Origin of the sequence: Glacieibacterium sp. (assembly GCF_965200405.1) — a bacterium.
GTDB lineage: Bacteria > Pseudomonadota > Alphaproteobacteria > Sphingomonadales > Sphingomonadaceae > Glacieibacterium.
Map to the genome: position 1 here is coordinate 1733305 of NZ_OZ241356.1, position 16590 is coordinate 1749894.

The following is a 16590-nucleotide window of genomic DNA, read 5'->3' on the forward strand; positions in this document are numbered from 1 at the left end:
CCGTGCAAGGTTGCGGCCTCTGCTCCCGGCTTCTAGACCGCGAGCATGACGCAGCACCTCGCCATCGCGCTCGCCCAGCTCAACGCCAGCGTCGGCGACCTGCGGGCCAATGGCGACGCGATGCTGGCGGCACGCGCGCAGGTTCCCGATGCCGATCTGCTGGTGACGCCGGAGCTGTCGATCGTCGGCTATCCGCCCGAGGATCTGGTGCTGAAGCCCGCGCTGGTCGAGGCCTGTCGCGCCGAGCTCGACCGGCTGGCGGCGGCGACGGCGGACGGTGGCCCGGCGTTGTTGGTCGGGTTGCCCTATGCCGAGAACGGTCAGCTTTTCAACGTCGCGGCGCTGCTGGAGGGTGGCAAGATCACCGGCATCACGCGCAAGCACGACCTGCCCAACTACGGTACATTCGACGAGAAGCGCGTGTTCGATGCCGGGCCGCTTCCGGGGCCGATGAGCTTTCGCGGGGTCCGTCTCGGCGTGCCGATCTGCGAGGATATCTGGACGCCCGACGTCACCGAATGCCTGGCGGAAACCGGTGCCGAGCTGCTGGTGGTGCCCAACGGCAGCCCCTACGAGATCGGCAAGGACGACAAAAGGCTGAGCCTGGTGGTCGGGCGGATCGGCGAGACCGGCTTGCCGCTGCTGTACCTCAACCGCGTCGGCGGGCAGGACGAATTGGTCTTCGACGGCGCCAGCTTCGTGGTCAACGCCGACCGCAGCCTCGCCTGGCAGCTGCCCGATTGGGACGAGGCGGTGGTGACGACGCAGTGGAGCCGCCATGCGACCGGCGCCTGGGCCTGCGCGCCCGGCCGCATCGCCGAACTCGATACCGATCCGGCGGATATCTACCACGCGATGGTCGTCGGCCTGCGCGACTATGTAAACCGCAACCGCTTTCCCGGTGTCGTTCTCGGGCTGTCGGGGGGCATCGACTCGGCGCTCAGCGCGGCGGTGGCGGTCGATGCGCTGGGGCCGGATCGGGTCTGGGGGGTGATGATGCCGTCGCGCTTCACCGTCGACGACAGCCTGGAGGACGCGGCGCTGTGCGCGCAGATGCTCGGCTGCAGGCTCGACACCATGCCGATCCTGCCGGCGATGCAGGCCTTCGACACGATGCTGGCGCCACTGTTCGAGGGGCGGGCGCGCGACCTGGCGGAAGAGAATATCCAGTCGCGCATCCGCGGGCTCAGCCTGATGGCGCTGTCGAACAAGTTCGGGCCGATGCTGCTGACGACCGGCAACAAGAGCGAGATGTCGGTGGGTTATGCGACGATCTACGGCGACATGGCCGGCGGCTATTCGGTGCTGAAAGACGTTTACAAGACGACCGTGTTCAAGCTGTCGATGTGGCGCAACGCCAACTTTCCGCGGCTCGGGCTGGGGCCACGCGGGCCGGTGATGCCGCAGCGCGTGATCGACAAGCCGCCGACCGCCGAACTGCGCGAGAACCAGCGCGACGACGACAGCCTGCCGCCATACGACCTCCTCGACGCCGTTCTGCTCGGGTTGGTCGAAGATGAGCTGTCGGCGAGCGACCTGGTAGCGCGAGGCTATGACGCCGCGATCGTCGCGAAGGTCGAGCGGCTGCTGTACGTCGCGGAATACAAGCGGCGGCAGGCACCCCCGGGGGTGAAGATCGGGCGGCGCAACTTCGGTCGCGACCGGCGCTATCCGATCACCAACGCGTTCCGGACGGCGTAAGGCGTAACGCCCGGATTTGCCCAGGCCGGCGTGCGAGCCGCGCCGGCACTCGCACTGTCCGACGGCGTGGCTTTGCCGCAACGCTATCCGCGCCTAAGACGCGCAGGATGACCGTTACCCGCTTCGCTCCCAGCCCGACCGGCGCTCTCCATGCTGGCAACGTTCGCACCGCGCTGGTCAACTGGCTCGCCGCTCGTGCCGCCGGGGGCCGTTTCCTGCTGCGCCTCGACGATACCGACCTCGTTCGCTCGACCGAGGCCAGCGCGCAGAGCATCCGCGACGACCTTGCCTGGCTCGGTCTGGTTCCGGATGCGGAGTTCCGCCAGTCCGACCGCTTCGCGCTTTACGAGGCGGCGCTGGCCCGGCTTGCCGCCGCCGGGCGCGTGTATCGCGCCTATGAGACCGCACCTGAACTCGACCTCAAGCGCAAGGTCCAGGCGTCGCGTGGCCTGCCGCCGGTGTACGACCGCGCCGCTTTGCAACTCACCGACGCCGACCACGCGCGCTTCGCCGCGGAGGGTGTCTCCCCTCACTGGCGCTTCCGCCTCGACACTGGCGGTCCTGTCGCGTGGCATGACCTGGTGCGCGGCGATGCCCATGTCGATCCCGAGTCGCTCAGCGACCCCGTCGTACGCCGTGCCGACGGGAGCTGGTTGTACATGCTGCCGTCGGTGGTCGACGACATCGACATGGGCGTCACGCTGGTGGCGCGCGGCGAAGACCATGTCACCAACTCCGGCGTCCAGATCCAGATGTTCGAGGCGCTGGACGCAGCCGTGCCGCAGTTCGCACATCTGGCGTTGCTGACCGGCGCGGATGCTGCTTTGTCGAAGCGGCTGGGTTCGGAGGGCGTCGCCGAATGGCGCGCGACAGGCATCGAGCCCCAGGCGATCACCGGGCTGCTGGCGCGGCTCGGCACCAGCCACGCCGTCGAGCCGGTGACCAGCCTGGCGCCTTTGGTCGAAGGGTTCGACTTCGGCGCGTTCAGCCGGGCGACGGCGCGCTTCGACCCTGCCGAACTGGCACAGCTAAATGCCCGAACCATCCACCTGCTCGATCATGACGCCGTAAAGGACCGCCTGCCCGCCGGGATGACCGAAGCGGCGTGGCTGGCGGTGCGCGGCAACCTGACCACCGTCGCCGACGCCGCCGATTGGTGGGCGGTAATCTCGGGCGAGGTTACCCCAACTGTCGCCCCGGAGGACCGCGACTATGTCCACGCCGCCGCCGAGACACTTGCCGGCCTGCAATGGACCGCGGAAATCTGGCCGGCCTGGACCGCAGCGCTGAAGGTGGCCAGCGGGCGCAAGGGCCGCGGCCTGTTCCAGCCGCTGCGCCAGGCGCTTACCGGCCGCGACCATGGGCCGGAGATGGCGGTGCTGCTGCCCCTGATCGGTCGTGAAGCCGCGCTGGCTAGGCTGGCTGACGCCTGACCACTGGTCATCGTTGTCGATCCGTGACAACCTGTGGCCAGCGTCGTCTGCGACCGCGCAAAAACCGGCCGTCGGCCTCGTGTCGAGCACCCTTTTACGGGAGTCCACGGCCATGACCTTTGCCTCCAACGCCTCGATTCGCCTGCGCGGCAGCACCGGGCTGCTGATCACCATCGGCGTCCATGCCGGCATCGCCGCGCTGGCGCTGGTCGGGCTGGGGATCGTCACCATCCCCAAGGCGCCGCCACCGCCGATCGTCACGGTCAACGTCGACCCACCGCCCGTTCAGGCCGAGCCGCTGGTCGCGCCCAAGCCGGTGGAGTTTGCCGTACCGATCGACAGTCCGATCCCGGTCATCGAGATCGCGACGACCCCCGACACGCCGCGCGGCGCGACGGTGATCGTCCCGACCATGAGCTCGACCACGGCCGGTAGCGCCGGCACCGGGGACGCGATCGTCGTCCCGCCGCCGCCGCTCGGCCCGACCGTCACCGCCACCCTCGACCAGCGCTACGCCCGCGACTTCCAGCCGCCCTATCCCGAGCAGTCGCGTCGATTGGGCGAGGAGGGCGCCGTCGTCGTCCGCGTCGTCGTCGGCCCCGATGGACGCGTCTCGGAAGCACGGATCGCCCGGTCCAGCGGCTTCCCGCGCCTCGATGCGGCTGCCGTGGCCCGGGCACTGGCCAAGTGGCGTTTCGTGCCGGCCCAGCGCGACGGCACGCCGGTCGCAGCGGAGCGCGAGATCACCGTGCGCTTCCAGCTGGCGCAGGCCTGACCTACTGGGGGGGGCGGGCCAAGGCTCGCCCCCTACGCCTGACGAAATACTTGCATCCCGCTCTTCATTCTCCAAAGTTTCAGCCATCGTTCCGATGCGGGGCTGGTGCCCGGTCAAGACAAGGAGACGGTGAATGCGCGTCATGGTGATCGTGAAGGCCACGACCGACAGCGAACAGGGCACGCTGCCATCGCCCGAGTTGCTCGAGGCGATGGGCAAGTTCAACGAACAGCTGATCGAGGCCGGGATATTGGCTCCCGGCGGCGGCGATGGCCTGAAACCCTCGTCGGCGGGCAAGCGCGTCGCGTTCAGCGGCCCAGACCGCCGGGTCGTCGACGGGCCATTCGCCGCGACCGATGAACTGGTTGCGGGTTTCTGGCTGTGGACGGTCAAGGACATGGATGAAGCGGTCGCCTGGGTGATGCGCTGTCCCAATCCCATGCCGGGACCCAGCGAGATCGAGATTCGGCCGCTGTACGAGATGGCTGACTTTCAATAATTTACAGGGTGAATGGCGACGGCTTGCGACGGCGTTGCGCGCCCACTGGCGAGTTGCACCGCTCCGACTTACATTGGCGCTGTACCGAGTTTCGGAGCGACCATGGCCTATCTCGACAACACGTCCCCAGAGGCAACGCGGACCAAGCTGATCATCGCCGGACTGTCGGTGCTGGTCACCGGCATCGTCGCGGTCGGCTTCCTGGTCGAATCGCGCTGGGGTTATTCGACGCCGGACGAGAAGATCATTTACGTCAACAGCTGGGGAATGAACCGAACCCGGCAGGACACGCTGGACGCCCGCGCCGCGGACAAGGCCAAGCTGGCCGCCAACCTTGCGGAATCGCGGGCCTATATCGCCTCGCTGCCGGCCGACAAGCGTGCGGCGGCGCAGGCGCAGTATGACAAGTATGTCGCCGCCGCGCCGAGCATGCGCTTCGATACGACGATAACCGGCGTCAAGCCCGGCACCATCGACGGGCGTTGACCGCAGCTGACGACCTGCGCTGGATGGGCGCCGCACTGGCGCTGGCGGAGCGCGGCGTCGGACGAACCGCGCCGAGCCCGAGCGTCGGTTGTATCATCGTCGCTAACGGTCGCGTCGTCGGGCGCGGCTGGACCCAGCCAGGCGGGCGTCCTCATGCCGAGGCTGTGGCACTGGCGCACGCGGGCAGCGCGGCCCGGGGCGCGACCGCCTATGTGACGCTGGAACCCTGCGCCCATGTTTCCGCACGCGGGCCCGACTGTACCGGGACGCTGGTCGAGGCCGGCATCGCGCGCGTCGTCGTCGCCGTCGAGGACCCTGACCCGCGCACCGCAGGGCAGGGCATCGCGCGCCTGCGGGTGGCCGGCATCGAGGTGATGACTGGCTCCGGCGAGGCGGCCGCGCGCGCTGTCATGGCCGGCTTTTTCGCGCGGCAGTGGCGCGACCGGCCGTTCGTCACGCTGAAGCTGGCGCTGAGCATCGACGGCTGCATCGCGCTGGCCTCGGGGGAGTCGCGCTGGATCACCGGCCCGGTAGCGCGCGCCCATGCCCATCTGGAGCGCAGCCGCCACGACCTGATCGTCGTCGGGCGCGGCACCCTGGAAGCCGACGATCCGGCGCTCGACGTCCGCCTCGAGGGGCTTGCCGACCGGGCACCCCGCGCCGCCGTGCTGAGCCGCAGCCTCGACGCGATCCCCGCCGGACGGCGCTTGTCGGAGGCGCTGTTGCTCCATGAGTTCAGCGACATCGACGCCCTGCCCGACGTGTCGAGCGTGCTGGTCGAGGGCGGCGCTGGAGTCGCCGCGTCGCTGCTCGCCGCCGACCGGGTCGACCGGCTGCTGGTCTATCGCGCCCCATTGCTGCTCGGCGGGCAGCCCGGCGTTGCGGCGCTCGATCTCGGCGACCTCGCCTCGACGCACGGGCGCTGGCGGCGCAGCGCGACATTGCCGCTGGGGGTCGACCTGCTTGAGGTCTACGACCGCACGCGCTAGGCGAAGATCATGTTTACCGGCATCATCACCGACATCGGCACCATTCTCGACACCGAGGCACGTGGCGACCTGCGCGTCCGCATCCGCTCGGCCTATGATCCCGCCAGCATCGCCACCGGTGCATCGATTTCCTGCTCGGGCGTCTGCCTCACGGTGGTCGACAAGGGCGTCCAGGAGGGTGTCGGCAACTGGTTCGCCGTCGACGTCTCGGGCGAGACCCAATCGAAGACCGCGTCCGGGCAGTGGGTTGTGGGCCGACGTCTCAACCTGGAACGCGCCCTCAAGGTCGGTGACGAGCTGGGCGGGCATATCGTCACCGGGCATGTCGATGCGGTCGCGCGGGTGGTCAGCGTCTCGGCCGACGGCGATTCGAAGCGGATCACGCTGCTGGCTCCCAAGGCACTGGCGGGCTTCATCGCGCCGAAAGGGTCGATCACGCTTGACGGTGCCTCGCTGACCGTCAACGAGGTGAACGACGTCGGTGATGGCGCCGAGTTCGGTATCAACATCATCCCGCATACCGCGGCCTGGACGACACTGGGCGACGTGATGCAGCCGGGCGACGGCATCAATCTCGAAATCGATATTCTCGCTCGCTATCTCGGGCGGATGCACGCGGTCACTTGACACTCAAGTGTGAGAGGGCCACCTCTCCTCACACTGCACTGTGAGGAGCGCGCCATGAGCGCCATGCTGATCGACCGCGTTCGTGCTCTGGTTTCCGAAGGCGGTGAGAGTCGCTCCGGCCTCGCCCGTGCCGCCGGGCTCCACGCCAATTCGTTGCGCAGCCTCGACGATCCCGGCTGGAACCCGACCGCCGAGACGCTGCGCAAGCTCGAGGATTACATCGGAGGCCGCCATCCGGTGAAGGTCATGGCGACGACCGAGGAGATCATCGACGAGGCCCGCAACGGCCGCATGTTCATCCTGGTCGACGACGAGGACCGCGAGAACGAGGGCGATCTGGTCATTCCGGCGCAGATGGCGACCCCCGACGCGATCAACTTCATGGCGCGCCACGGGCGCGGCCTGATCTGCCTCAGCCTGGCCTCGGAGCGGGTCCGGCAGCTCGGCCTGCCGCTGATGTCCCAGCATAACGGCACCCGCCACGCCACGGCCTTCACCGTCTCGATCGAGGCGCGCGACGGCGTCACCACGGGGATTTCCGCTGCTGACCGGGCGCGCACCGTCGCCGTCGCGATCGACGCCGCCAAGGGTGCCGAGCACATCGTCTCGCCGGGCCATGTGTTTCCGCTGATCGCGCGCGACGGCGGCGTGCTGGTCCGCGCCGGTCATACTGAGGCCGCAGTCGACGTGTCGCGGCTGGCCGGACTCAACCCGTCGGGGGTGATCTGCGAGATCATGAAGGACGATGGAACCATGGCGCGGCTGCCCGACCTGATGGAGTTCGCGCGCACCCACGGCCTGCGCATCGGCACCATCCGCGACCTCATCGCCTATCGCCTGCGCCACGATCATCTGGTCGCCAGCATTGCCGAGATCCCGCTCGACAGCGTCTATGGCGGGCAGTGGACGGCCAAGACCTATGTCAACAAGGCCGAATATGCCGAGCATGTCGTGCTGCAGAAGGGCCGCATCGACCCGTCGAAGCCGACTCTGGTGCGGATGCACGCGATGTCGATGTTCGCCGACGTCTTCGGCGAGGTCGGCGGCCGGGCCGGGCAGTTGCAGCGCGCCATGTCGGCGATCGGCGAGGCCGGCGCCGGGGTGGTGGTGATCATCCGCGATGCCCGTCCCGACGCCATTTCCGCCCAGATGCGGGCACGCGGTGCCGGCGAGCCGTTTGAACTTCGGGACTATGGCATCGGCGCCCAGATCCTCGTCGACCTTGGGGTCAAGGACATGATCCTGCTGACCAACTCACACCGAAACATCGTCGGGCTACAGGGCTATGGCCTCAACGTCGTCGGCGAGCAGGCCATTTGCGGATCGGACGTCTGATGCATCTCCTCATCGTCGAAGCACGTTTTTACGACGCCATCGCGGACGCGCTGCTCGACGGCGCAGAGAGCGCATTGTCGGATGCCGGCGCGACCTTCGACCGGATCACGGTGCCGGGCGCGCTGGAGATCCCGGCCGCCGTCGCGCGCGCTTCGGAGGCCGGCGGCTATGACGGCTATGTCGCGCTGGGCTGTGTCATCCGGGGCGAGACCTATCACTTCGAGATCGTCGCCGGGGAGAGCGCTCGAGGCCTGATGGCGCTGGCTCTCGACGGTCTGGCGATCGGCAATGGTATCCTGACCGTCGAGAACGAGGCCCAGGCCTGGGCCCGCGCGCGCAAGGCGGAGAAGGACAAGGGCGGCGAGGCGGCCAAGGCAGCGCTGGCGATGATCGCGTTGGGCAAGCGGTTCGCGAGCTAAAGGCGCGCAAGCTGCCGCTTCGGCCCCGTGTGCCCGGAGATACGCGGCCTACGCCAGCGCCAATTCGGTCAACATCATCGACCTTCGTGTCCTGAAGCCCAGGGCTTCGTACAGCGCGATCGCGCCGATATTACTGGCGTAGGTGTGCAGGATCGGCTGCTCGCCGCGCGCCAGAATGCGGGCGCCGACGATCCGCATCAGCCCGGCGGCATAGCCGCGGCCGCGGTGATCGGGATGGGTGCAGACGGCGCTGACCTCGGTATAGCCAGGCATTGCCATGCGCTCGCCAGCCATGGCGATCAACTGCCCGCCAGACCGGATCCCAACGAAATCGCCGAGCCGGTTGGTGTGCTCGAAGAAAGGCCCGGGCTCGGTCAATGTTGCCAGCGCCAGCATTTCTTCAGAGTCGCTATCGTCGAGCGACAGCGCTTCGAGCCGTCCACTACCCTCGGTCAGCGCAGTCGCGACCATCTGCAGGAATTGGGCGTGACGCACGACGACGGTTCCCGGGATGATCGGCGCGATTTCGGGTTCGATGAGATAAATGCTGCCCCCGGCGGGGATCAGCGCGACTAGTGCTGTTCTGCTTTTAGCCGAATCGTCCGCCATGGCAGCGAAGACGCCGTGATCCGCCCGCAATCGCCACGCGCGTGCATCGCCCTGCGCCAGTGCTGCCCAGCGCGTCGTCAGCGACTGCCAGATCGGCCGGTCGAGAAGATGCGACTTCAGCATGATTGTCCTTTGTTCGCGCCCGGCGGGTCGACGACCTGCGCCTTAACTATAGACCAGCGTAACGACAGGGTGCGCAAGCGGCACACAAGGTCGGCGGTCATGGCGGCACCTGTCTTGCGCTCGGCGTTTCACTTCGAATGCGTCTGTCCAGGAGCCGGCCGAGCTCGTCTACGCCTCTCGGATGCATCGGTCCGGCGGGGTCTGTGGCCGGTGCCGATGCGGGAGCCCGCGGTTCGCGGCTGTCCACCGCTGGCGCTTCCTGGGTAATCCTCGGGCGAACGCTGTACTTTGTCCTCCAGCCCACCGGATTTGCGGTTGTGAATGACAATAGTGTGTCATCGGGCTACAGGCGCGCCATGGCCAATTCACCCAAGAAGAAGGCGCGCACCGGAAGTGCGCGTTCCGCCGCGCGTCTTGCGGCGGTTCAGGCGCTTTACCAGCGCGAAATGTCGGGCGGTCCGGTGCCCCGGCTGCTGGCGGAATTCCACCACCATCGGCTCGGCGCGACGATCGAGGGCGACGAGTATTGCGAGGCCGATGTCGAGTTCTTCGACGACATCGTCGCCGGTGCCGGGGCCCGCGCAGTCGAGATCGACGAGCTGATCACCGCCGCACTGGCCGAAGGCTGGGCGCTCGATCGCCTCGACAAGCCGATGCGGGCGCTGTTGCGCGCCGCGGTCTACGAGTTGATCGCTCGGGCCGACGTGCCGGCGGCGACGGTCGTGGACGAGTATGTCGACGTTGCGCACGCTTTCTACGACGCCAAGCTGGCGGGCTTCGTCAACGCTCTGCTCGACACCGTGGCGCGGCGGGTCCGCGGCTGAGGTGCGCGAGCGCGAGTTCATCGCGCGCCTGCTGACGCCGCTGGCGACGCACAAGGCGGCGCGAGGACTCGCCGACGACGCCGCGGTGTGGCTGCCGCCGCTGGGCCGCGAACTGGTGTTCACCCATGACGTGCTGGCCGCCGGGGTGCATTATCGCCCAGACGATCCACCATCCGACGTGGCGTGGAAGCTGCTCGCGGTGAACCTGTCGGACCTTGCTGCGATGGGCGCGACTCCGTCGGGCGTGCTGATGGGGCTGGCGCTCGGCCCGGCGCAGGACGAGGCTTGGCTGGCGGCCTTTACCGATGGCCTGAAGCGCGTCCTCGACCTGTGGAATGTCGCGCTTTGGGGCGGCGATACGGTGCGAGTCCCCGGCGAGGCGGTGCTCGGGCTGACGGCCATCGGCACGGTTGCGCCGGGGCGGGCGCTGGGGAGAGGCGGCGCGCGCGCCGGCGACGAATTGTGGGTCAGCGGCACGATCGGCGATGCCGGCCTTGGGCTGGCGGTAGCGCAGGGCAGGATGGCGCCCGACAAGACCTTGCTGACGCGCTATCGACGGCCGGAGCCACGGCTGGCGCTGGGGCGTGCGCTGGTCGGCGTCGCGACAGCGTGCATGGATGTATCGGATGGGCTGCTGATCGACGCAGGGCGGCTGGCGGCGGCAAGTGGCGTCGGTGTCGAAATCGAGCTGGCGACGGTGCCGGTTTCGGACGCTGCGGCGGCGCGGATCGAGCGCGACGATGCTGGACTGCTCGGGCTGGCGACGGCGGGCGATGATTATGAATTGCTGTTCGCAGTGCCGCCGGGGAGCGACATCGCCGCGCTGGCAACTCCAAAGGTTCGGCTGACGCGGGTCGGACAGTTCGTCGACGGGCAGGGGCTGGCCGTGATCGGGCTGTCAGGCGCGAAGATCGTGCCGGAAAGGCTAGGCTGGGAGCATTGAACGCCCACCCCCTCCACCACGCCTTCGCATAGTGGAGGGGGCCGGAGCGCGAGTACTATCGGCCGCGCGAGTGCAGCGGATTCACCACGACGCGCGGATCGCGACCGGGACGGCTGCTGCCACCCGGCTTGCCGCCGAAGCTGCGTCCGCCACCGCCGCTACCGCCACCCGATGCACCACGACCACCACTGCTCGGGGCGGCGCGGCTGTCGCGACGGCCGTGCGGGGCACGCTCGTCACGCTCGCGGGGAGCGGCGGGCGCGGCACGCTCGACCTTGGCAGCGGCGCTGACCAGTGCACGGAAGTCGGCTGGCAGCGGCGTCACGTCGATCTTCATGCGCGTCAGCTTCTCGATGTCCTTGAGGTAAGGACGCTCGTCCTCGGCGCAGAACGCCACGGCCTGGCCGGCGGCGCCGGCGCGCGCGGTGCGGCCGATGCGGTGGACATAGCTCTCCGGGACGTTGGGCAGTTCGTAGTTGAAAACATGGCTGACCCCGTCGACGTCGATGCCGCGCGCCGCGATGTCGGTGGCGATGAGAACCTTGACCTGGCCCTTCTTGAAGCTGTCGAGCGCCTTTTCGCGCTGGCCCTGGCTCTTGTTGCCGTGGATCGCGACGGCGACGATGCCGGCGTTGCCGAGCTGGCGAACGACGCGGTCGGCGCCGTGCTTGGTGCGAGTGAACACCAGCGAGCGCTCGACGCCTTCGGCGCGGAGTTCGATCTGCAGCAGCGCGGGCTTTTCAGCCTGATTGACGAAGATGACGCGCTGGTCGACGCGCTCGGCGGTCGTCGCGGCCGGCTTGACCGAGATCTTGAGCGGGTCGGTCAGGAAGCGGCTGGCCAGTTCCTCGATAGCGCGCGGCATGGTGGCCGAGAAGAACAGCGTCTGGCGCTGCTTCGGGACCATCGTGACGATGCGCTTCAGCGCGTGGATGAAGCCGAGGTCGAGCATCTGGTCGGCCTCGTCGAGGATCAGCACCTCGACCATGCGCAGGGTCAGCGCGCCGCGATCGATCAGGTCGATCAGTCGGCCCGGCGTCGCGACCAGAACGTCGACGCCGTACTGCATGGCGCGCTCCTGACGGTTGATCGGCACGCCGCCGAACACCGTCTCGACGCGCAGTTTCAGATACTTGCCATAAACGGCAAAGCTCTCGGCGATCTGCGAAGCGAGCTCGCGGGTCGGGGCGAGCACCAGGCAGCGAACTTGGCCGCGGCTCAGCGTCTTGGGCGCTGCGCTCAGGCGGTGCAGGGTCGGCAGCGCGAAGGCCGCGGTCTTGCCGGTACCGGTCTGGGCGATGCCGCACAGGTCGCGGCCGTCCATGACGCCGGGAATTGCCTGCACCTGGATCGGCGTCGGCTCGGTATAACCCTTGGCATCAAGGGCTCGGGTGATGGGCTCGGCGAGGCCGAAGCTCGAGAAATAGGTCATGATAATACTTTGCAAGTCACGTGCGGAATCGCACGGCGAACGGGTCGCCGGTCATGGCGACGCGAACGCGGGTTCGCTGACGACCCGCGTGATTGGGGTAGCCTTGGTGGCTTGCGTCCGAGAAGGGGTCGGAGCCTGTTGGCCCTATCACGCACCCGTCCTGGCGATACACTGCACCGCTGACGCCCGGCGCATATGGTGGAATGTTCCGGATAAGTCAATGCTCGGACCCGGATCGTCTTGCACCGTCCGGCGCGGCGGTGCATTACGCGGCGCATGCTGACCCAGCGTTCGCGATACGCCCTACGGGCCCTGATCTTCCTGGCCCGCTCCTCGAGCATCGCGCCGGTACCGATGAGCGCGATCGCTGCAGATCAAAAGCTGCCGCGCAAGTTCCTCGAGATCATCCTGCTGGAGCTGAAGAACGGCGGGCTGGTGACCAGTTACCGCGGCAAGATGGGCGGCTATCGGCTGGCCCGTCCGGCCTCGACGATCAGCTTCGGCGAGATCATCCGCCTGATCGAAGGGCCGCTGGCGCTGGTGCCTTGTGTCAGCCAGACTGCGTATCAGCGCTGCCCGGACTGTTTCGAGGAGTCGGTCTGCGCCATCCGCAAGGTGATGACCGTGGTTCGCGACCAGACCGCTGCGATCCTCGATCATACCAGCCTGGCGGACATCGATCCGGTCCGCGTCGCCGCATAGGCAGTAGTCCTTAAAGCCTTGGCGTCAGCAAAGCGTGGCTTCGCGTCAATCAAGTTTAACTCATATTGCCTACTAGCCTAGTAGGGTTAGGTTCGCTTATCGTCCGCATCGTCGGATAAAGGGAGACGATATGCGCCTGACTTTTCGATTTGCGGCGGCAGCGGCGGCGATCGCTCTGGCGGTGCCCGCATGGTCGGCGAACGTCACCCTGCTGAATGTCAGCTACGACCCGACCCGCGAATTGTACAAGTCGGTCAACGCCGCCTTTGCCGCCGACTGGAAGGCCAAGACCGGCGACGTGGTGACGATCAACCAGTCGCACGGCGGCTCGGGCAAGCAGGCCCGCTCGGTCATCGACGGCCTCGAGGCCGATGTCGTGACGCTTGGGCTGGCCTATGACATCGACGAGATCGCCAGCCGGGCCAAGCTGCTGCCGACCAACTGGCAGAGCCGGCTGCCGCAGCATTCGACGCCTTATTATTCGACCATCGTGTTTCTGGTGCGCAAGGGTAACCCCAAGAACATTCGCGACTGGGACGATCTGGTAAAGCCGGGCATCTCGGTGATCACGCCCAACCCCAAGACCAGCGGCGGCGCCCGCTGGAACTACCTCGCGGCCTGGGGTTATGCGCAGAAGAAGTATGGCAACGCGGCTGCGGCGCGCGATTACATGACCAAGCTACTCCACAACGTGCCGGTGCTCGACAGTGGCGCGCGTGGCTCGACCACGACCTTTGTCCAGCGCGGGCAGGGCGATGTCCTGCTGGCCTGGGAGAACGAGGCGTATTTGTCCCAAAAGGACCAGCCCGGCCAGTTCGAGATCGTCGCGCCGTCGGTCAGTATCCGCGCCGAGCCGCCGGTCGCGGTGATCGACAAGAACGCCGATCGCCACGGCACCCGCAAGGTTGCCGAAGCATATCTAAAGTTCCTGTACACGCCGGCGGCGCAGGCGATCATCGGAGAGAATTACTACCGGCCGATCGATGCGGCAGCCCAGGTCAAATATGCTGCCAGCTTTCCCAAGATACCGTTGTTCACGATCGACAAGAACTTCGGCGGCTGGGCCAAGACGCAGGCCGTTCACTTCGCCGACGGCGGCATCTTCGACCAGATCTTCGAAGCCGCAAAACGCTGACATCCGGATAACCGTCCTGCGTGACTGAATGACATGGCTGCGTCCGGCGAAAGCCGTGACGCGGTGACCAGCCAGGTTTGCATCGCGAGCGCGTGGGCAAACGGCTCCCGGCGCGTGCCGGGTTGGACATGAGCCGGACAAGGGGACCGAACCCCTAGTTCAACTAAAACAAGGGGGCTGAAATGAAGCTTTTGCTCAACGGCGCAGCTATGTCTGCGATGATCCTCGGCGCCGGTAGCGGCTTTGCGCAAACCGCGCCGGTTCAGATTGCCGCGGCCGAAGATGCCGCCGACGACACCATCATCGTCACCGCGCGCCGTCGCGACGAGGCTGCGCAGGACGTGCCGATTGCACTAGCGGTCGTCGGCGGTGCGCAGCTCGAGGCGACCGGCAGTTTCAACGTCAGCCGCCTGACGCAGTTGCAGCCGTCGCTGCAGTTCATTTCATCGAACCCACGCAATTCTGCAGTCAACATCCGCGGCATCGGCGCCCCGTTCGGCCTGACCAACGACGGCATCGAACAGGGCGTCGGCGTGTATGTCGATCAGGTCTATTATGCCCGCATCGCCGCGGCGACGCTCGACTTCGTCGATGTCGAGCAGGTCGAGGTCCTGCGTGGGCCGCAGGGGACTTTGTATGGCAAGAACACCACCGCCGGCGCCCTTAACATCACGACGCGCAAGCCGACCTTCGAGCTCGAGGGCCGCGCCGAGCTGAGCTACGGCAATCTCGATTACATTCAGGCCAAGGCGTCGATCTCGGGGCCGTTGTCCAAGACCCTCGCGGCGCGGATCAGCGCTTCGTTCACCCAGCGCGACGGCACCCTGTTCAACACCGTCACCCAGCGCCGGGTCAACGAGCTCGACAATATCGGCGTCCGCGGCCAGCTGTTGTGGCAGGCGGCCGAGAACTTCGACGTGACGCTGAGCGGCGACTATAACCGCCAGAACCCGGCCGGCTTTGCCCAGAACTACGCCTTTGTCGTGCCGACGGCACGCGCCGCGAACCGGCAATATGCCAACCTCGCGCGCCTTTCGAACTATGCGCCGGCCAGCACCAATCCGTTCGACCGCCTTGTCGACAACGACGGCCTGCTCGAGGCCAAGCAGATCCTCGCCGGTACCTCGCTATTGGCAAATTGGGACGTTGGGCCGCTGACGCTGACCTCGATCACCGCGTGGCGCAAATGGGACTGGTATCCGCAGAACGACCGCGACTTCATCGGCCTGCCGATCACCACGGTCTCGGCGAACCCGTCGAAGCAGCGCCAGTTCAGCCAGGAGCTGCGCGCTACCTCGAACGGCAACAACACCGTCGATTACACTGTCGGGCTCTATTACTTCCACCAGACGATCAACACCGACGGTGTCCAGGTCCAGGGCAGCGCCGCCAGCCTGTGGCTGCTCGGGCCGACCAACGGCGCCAATCCAGCTCTGCTCGACGGCTTGCGCTCCGATAACGACATCGACCTGACCAATGATTCGGCCGCGCTGTTCGGCAAGGTGACATGGAACATCACCGATCGCCTGAAGCTGGCACCGGGCCTGCGCGTCAATTACGACAAGAAGAACGGTAGCTACATCGCCACAGTTTCGGGCGGGCTGACCCCGGTGACCGCGGCGCAGCAGGCGCTCAAGAATGGCGTGCTGCAGAGCCAGAATTATGCAGCCAAGTTCAGCGACTGGAACGTCTCGGGCGATGTCACCCTGTCGTACAAGCCGGTCGACGAGGTGCTGGCCTATGCGACATATGCCAAATCGTTCAAGTCGGGCGGCATTAACCTGTCGGGCATCCCGACGCTCGCCGATGGCGTGACCCCGGCGCTGGCCACCGCGACGGTCAAGCCCGAGACGGTCAACCACTATGAGATCGGCCTGAAGACGCAGTTCATCGACAATGCCGTGACGCTCAACCTGTCGGCGTTCCGCACCGATATCCACGATTATCAGGCAACCGTCGTCAACGGCAGCGTCGGCGTCATCCGCGGCTATCTCGCCAATGTCGAAAAGGTGCGGTCGAGCGGCGTCGAGGCCGACCTGTCGATCCGCCCGTCGCGCAACTTCAACGTCTACGCCAGCTTTGCCTATACCGATGCGAAGTACGTCTCGTTCACCGGCGCACCACCGCCGGTGGAGTTGACCGGCGGCACGATTCAGTCGGTCGACGCCTCGGGCGGCCGGCTGCCCGGCGTGTCGAAATACGCGCTGAGCTATGGCGGCGAATGGCGCATCCCGGCGACGCCGCTGGGCCATGAAGGCGACTTCTACATCGGCATCGACGGCAATCTGCGCTCCGACTTCTCATCGAGCCCGACGCCGTCGAAATACCAGAACGTCGAGGGCTATGTCCTGACCAACGTCCGCGCCGGCTTCCGCACCGCAGGCGGCTGGGAGGTCTTCGGCTGGGTCCGCAACGCCTTCAAGACCGAGTATTTCGACTTCCTGACAGCGGCGCCCGGCAGCACCGGTTTGATCGTCGGCCAACTCGGCGATCCACGAACCTTTGGCGCAACCGTTAAAGCGCGGTTCTGATCGGCGACGCGACCTGCTAGCGTGGTC

At 67.0% G+C, this 16590-nt stretch carries 16 protein-coding genes; 14 read left to right on the plus strand and 2 right to left on the minus strand.

The window, feature by feature from the left end; translation table 11 throughout:
- Positions 1-45: 45 nt before the first annotated feature.
- From ACOFKW_RS08035 to ribH, 9 genes are all read left to right on the plus strand, one after another.
- Positions 46-1701, plus strand: coding sequence for an NAD+ synthase (locus ACOFKW_RS08035; protein ID WP_419816794.1), 1656 nt, complete (start codon positions 46-48; stop codon positions 1699-1701).
- A gap of 107 nt (positions 1702-1808) precedes the next feature.
- Positions 1809-3134, plus strand: a complete 1326-nt coding sequence (locus tag ACOFKW_RS08040; RefSeq protein WP_419816795.1) for a glutamate--tRNA ligase — start codon at positions 1809-1811, stop codon at positions 3132-3134.
- A 112-nt stretch (positions 3135-3246) separates the two neighbouring features.
- Positions 3247-3909 (plus strand): energy transducer TonB, encoded by a 663-nt coding sequence (locus tag ACOFKW_RS08045; RefSeq protein WP_419816796.1) that lies wholly within the window; start codon positions 3247-3249, stop codon positions 3907-3909.
- A 133-nt stretch (positions 3910-4042) separates the two neighbouring features.
- A complete protein-coding gene (locus ACOFKW_RS08050) occupies positions 4043-4408 on the plus strand; it encodes a YciI family protein (protein WP_419816797.1) in 366 nt (121 codons plus the stop codon).
- A gap of 102 nt (positions 4409-4510) precedes the next feature.
- Positions 4511-4894 (plus strand): hypothetical protein, encoded by a 384-nt coding sequence (locus ACOFKW_RS08055; protein WP_419816798.1) that lies wholly within the window; start codon positions 4511-4513, stop codon positions 4892-4894.
- A 23-nt stretch (positions 4895-4917) separates the two neighbouring features.
- Positions 4918-5883 carry a bifunctional diaminohydroxyphosphoribosylaminopyrimidine deaminase/5-amino-6-(5-phosphoribosylamino)uracil reductase RibD gene (gene ribD / locus ACOFKW_RS08060; RefSeq protein ID WP_419816906.1) on the plus strand — a complete coding sequence of 322 codons (966 nt, stop codon included), beginning with the start codon at positions 4918-4920 and terminating at the stop codon, positions 5881-5883.
- Between the two features lie 9 nt (positions 5884-5892).
- Positions 5893-6510: a riboflavin synthase gene (locus ACOFKW_RS08065; protein WP_419816799.1), complete on the plus strand. Its 618-nt coding sequence runs from the start codon at positions 5893-5895 to the stop codon at positions 6508-6510.
- 54 nt (positions 6511-6564) lie between these two features.
- Positions 6565-7845, plus strand: coding sequence for a 3,4-dihydroxy-2-butanone-4-phosphate synthase (ribB, locus tag ACOFKW_RS08070; RefSeq protein WP_419816800.1), 1281 nt, complete (start codon positions 6565-6567; stop codon positions 7843-7845).
- Positions 7842-8264: a 6,7-dimethyl-8-ribityllumazine synthase gene (gene ribH, locus ACOFKW_RS08075; protein ID WP_419816907.1), complete on the plus strand. Its 423-nt coding sequence runs from the start codon at positions 7842-7844 to the stop codon at positions 8262-8264. Before ribB ends, ribH begins: the two co-directional genes overlap by 4 nt.
- Before the next feature lie 48 nt (positions 8265-8312).
- On the opposite strand, the gene ACOFKW_RS08080 is transcribed toward ribH, so the two are convergent.
- Positions 8313-8873: a GNAT family N-acetyltransferase gene (locus ACOFKW_RS08080; protein WP_419816801.1), complete on the minus strand. Its 561-nt coding sequence runs from the start codon at positions 8871-8873 to the stop codon at positions 8313-8315.
- Between the two features lie 479 nt (positions 8874-9352).
- Here ACOFKW_RS08080 and nusB point away from each other — a divergent pair, with 479 nt between their 5' ends.
- A complete protein-coding gene (gene nusB / locus ACOFKW_RS08085) occupies positions 9353-9820 on the plus strand; it encodes a transcription antitermination factor NusB (RefSeq protein ID WP_419816802.1) in 468 nt (155 codons plus the stop codon).
- Position 9821: 1 nt separating this feature from the next.
- On the plus strand, positions 9822-10763 hold the full coding sequence (gene thiL, locus ACOFKW_RS08090) for a thiamine-phosphate kinase (RefSeq protein ID WP_419816803.1): 942 nt from the start codon (positions 9822-9824) through the stop codon (positions 10761-10763).
- A gap of 55 nt (positions 10764-10818) precedes the next feature.
- Here the strand turns inward: thiL and ACOFKW_RS08095 are convergent, their stop codons facing one another.
- On the minus strand, positions 10819-12195 hold the full coding sequence (locus ACOFKW_RS08095) for a DEAD/DEAH box helicase (protein WP_419816804.1): 1377 nt from the start codon (positions 12193-12195) through the stop codon (positions 10819-10821).
- Between the two features lie 276 nt (positions 12196-12471).
- Here ACOFKW_RS08095 and ACOFKW_RS08100 point away from each other — a divergent pair, with 276 nt between their 5' ends.
- From ACOFKW_RS08100 to ACOFKW_RS08110, 3 genes are all read left to right on the plus strand, one after another.
- Positions 12472-12897: an RrF2 family transcriptional regulator gene (locus tag ACOFKW_RS08100; RefSeq protein ID WP_419816805.1), complete on the plus strand. Its 426-nt coding sequence runs from the start codon at positions 12472-12474 to the stop codon at positions 12895-12897.
- Positions 12898-13027: 130 nt separating this feature from the next.
- Positions 13028-14032: a sulfate ABC transporter substrate-binding protein gene (locus ACOFKW_RS08105; protein ID WP_419816806.1), complete on the plus strand. Its 1005-nt coding sequence runs from the start codon at positions 13028-13030 to the stop codon at positions 14030-14032.
- A 182-nt stretch (positions 14033-14214) separates the two neighbouring features.
- A complete protein-coding gene (locus tag ACOFKW_RS08110; RefSeq protein WP_419816807.1) occupies positions 14215-16563 on the plus strand; it encodes a TonB-dependent receptor in 2349 nt (782 codons plus the stop codon).
- Positions 16564-16590: the final 27 nt, after the last annotated feature.

Coding starts and splice junctions, on each gene's coding strand:
- ACOFKW_RS08095 (WP_419816804.1), bottom strand. CDS start 12,195: ATGACCTATTTCTCGAGCTTCGGCCTCGCCGAGCCCATCACCCGAGCC.
- ACOFKW_RS08110 (WP_419816807.1), top strand. CDS start 14,215: ATGAAGCTTTTGCTCAACGGCGCAGCTATGTCTGCGATGATCCTCGGC.
- nusB (WP_419816802.1), top strand. CDS start 9,353: ATGGCCAATTCACCCAAGAAGAAGGCGCGCACCGGAAGTGCGCGTTCC.
- ACOFKW_RS08045 (WP_419816796.1), top strand. CDS start 3,247: ATGACCTTTGCCTCCAACGCCTCGATTCGCCTGCGCGGCAGCACCGGG.
- ACOFKW_RS08100 (WP_419816805.1), top strand. CDS start 12,472: ATGCTGACCCAGCGTTCGCGATACGCCCTACGGGCCCTGATCTTCCTG.
- ACOFKW_RS08105 (WP_419816806.1), top strand. CDS start 13,028: ATGCGCCTGACTTTTCGATTTGCGGCGGCAGCGGCGGCGATCGCTCTG.
- ACOFKW_RS08065 (WP_419816799.1), top strand. CDS start 5,893: ATGTTTACCGGCATCATCACCGACATCGGCACCATTCTCGACACCGAG.
- ACOFKW_RS08080 (WP_419816801.1), bottom strand. CDS start 8,873: ATGGCGGACGATTCGGCTAAAAGCAGAACAGCACTAGTCGCGCTGATC.
- ACOFKW_RS08040 (WP_419816795.1), top strand. CDS start 1,809: ATGACCGTTACCCGCTTCGCTCCCAGCCCGACCGGCGCTCTCCATGCT.
- ACOFKW_RS08035 (WP_419816794.1), top strand. CDS start 46: ATGACGCAGCACCTCGCCATCGCGCTCGCCCAGCTCAACGCCAGCGTC.
- ribD (WP_419816906.1), top strand. CDS start 4,918: ATGGGCGCCGCACTGGCGCTGGCGGAGCGCGGCGTCGGACGAACCGCG.
- ribB (WP_419816800.1), top strand. CDS start 6,565: ATGAGCGCCATGCTGATCGACCGCGTTCGTGCTCTGGTTTCCGAAGGC.
- ACOFKW_RS08050 (WP_419816797.1), top strand. CDS start 4,043: ATGCGCGTCATGGTGATCGTGAAGGCCACGACCGACAGCGAACAGGGC.
- ACOFKW_RS08055 (WP_419816798.1), top strand. CDS start 4,511: ATGGCCTATCTCGACAACACGTCCCCAGAGGCAACGCGGACCAAGCTG.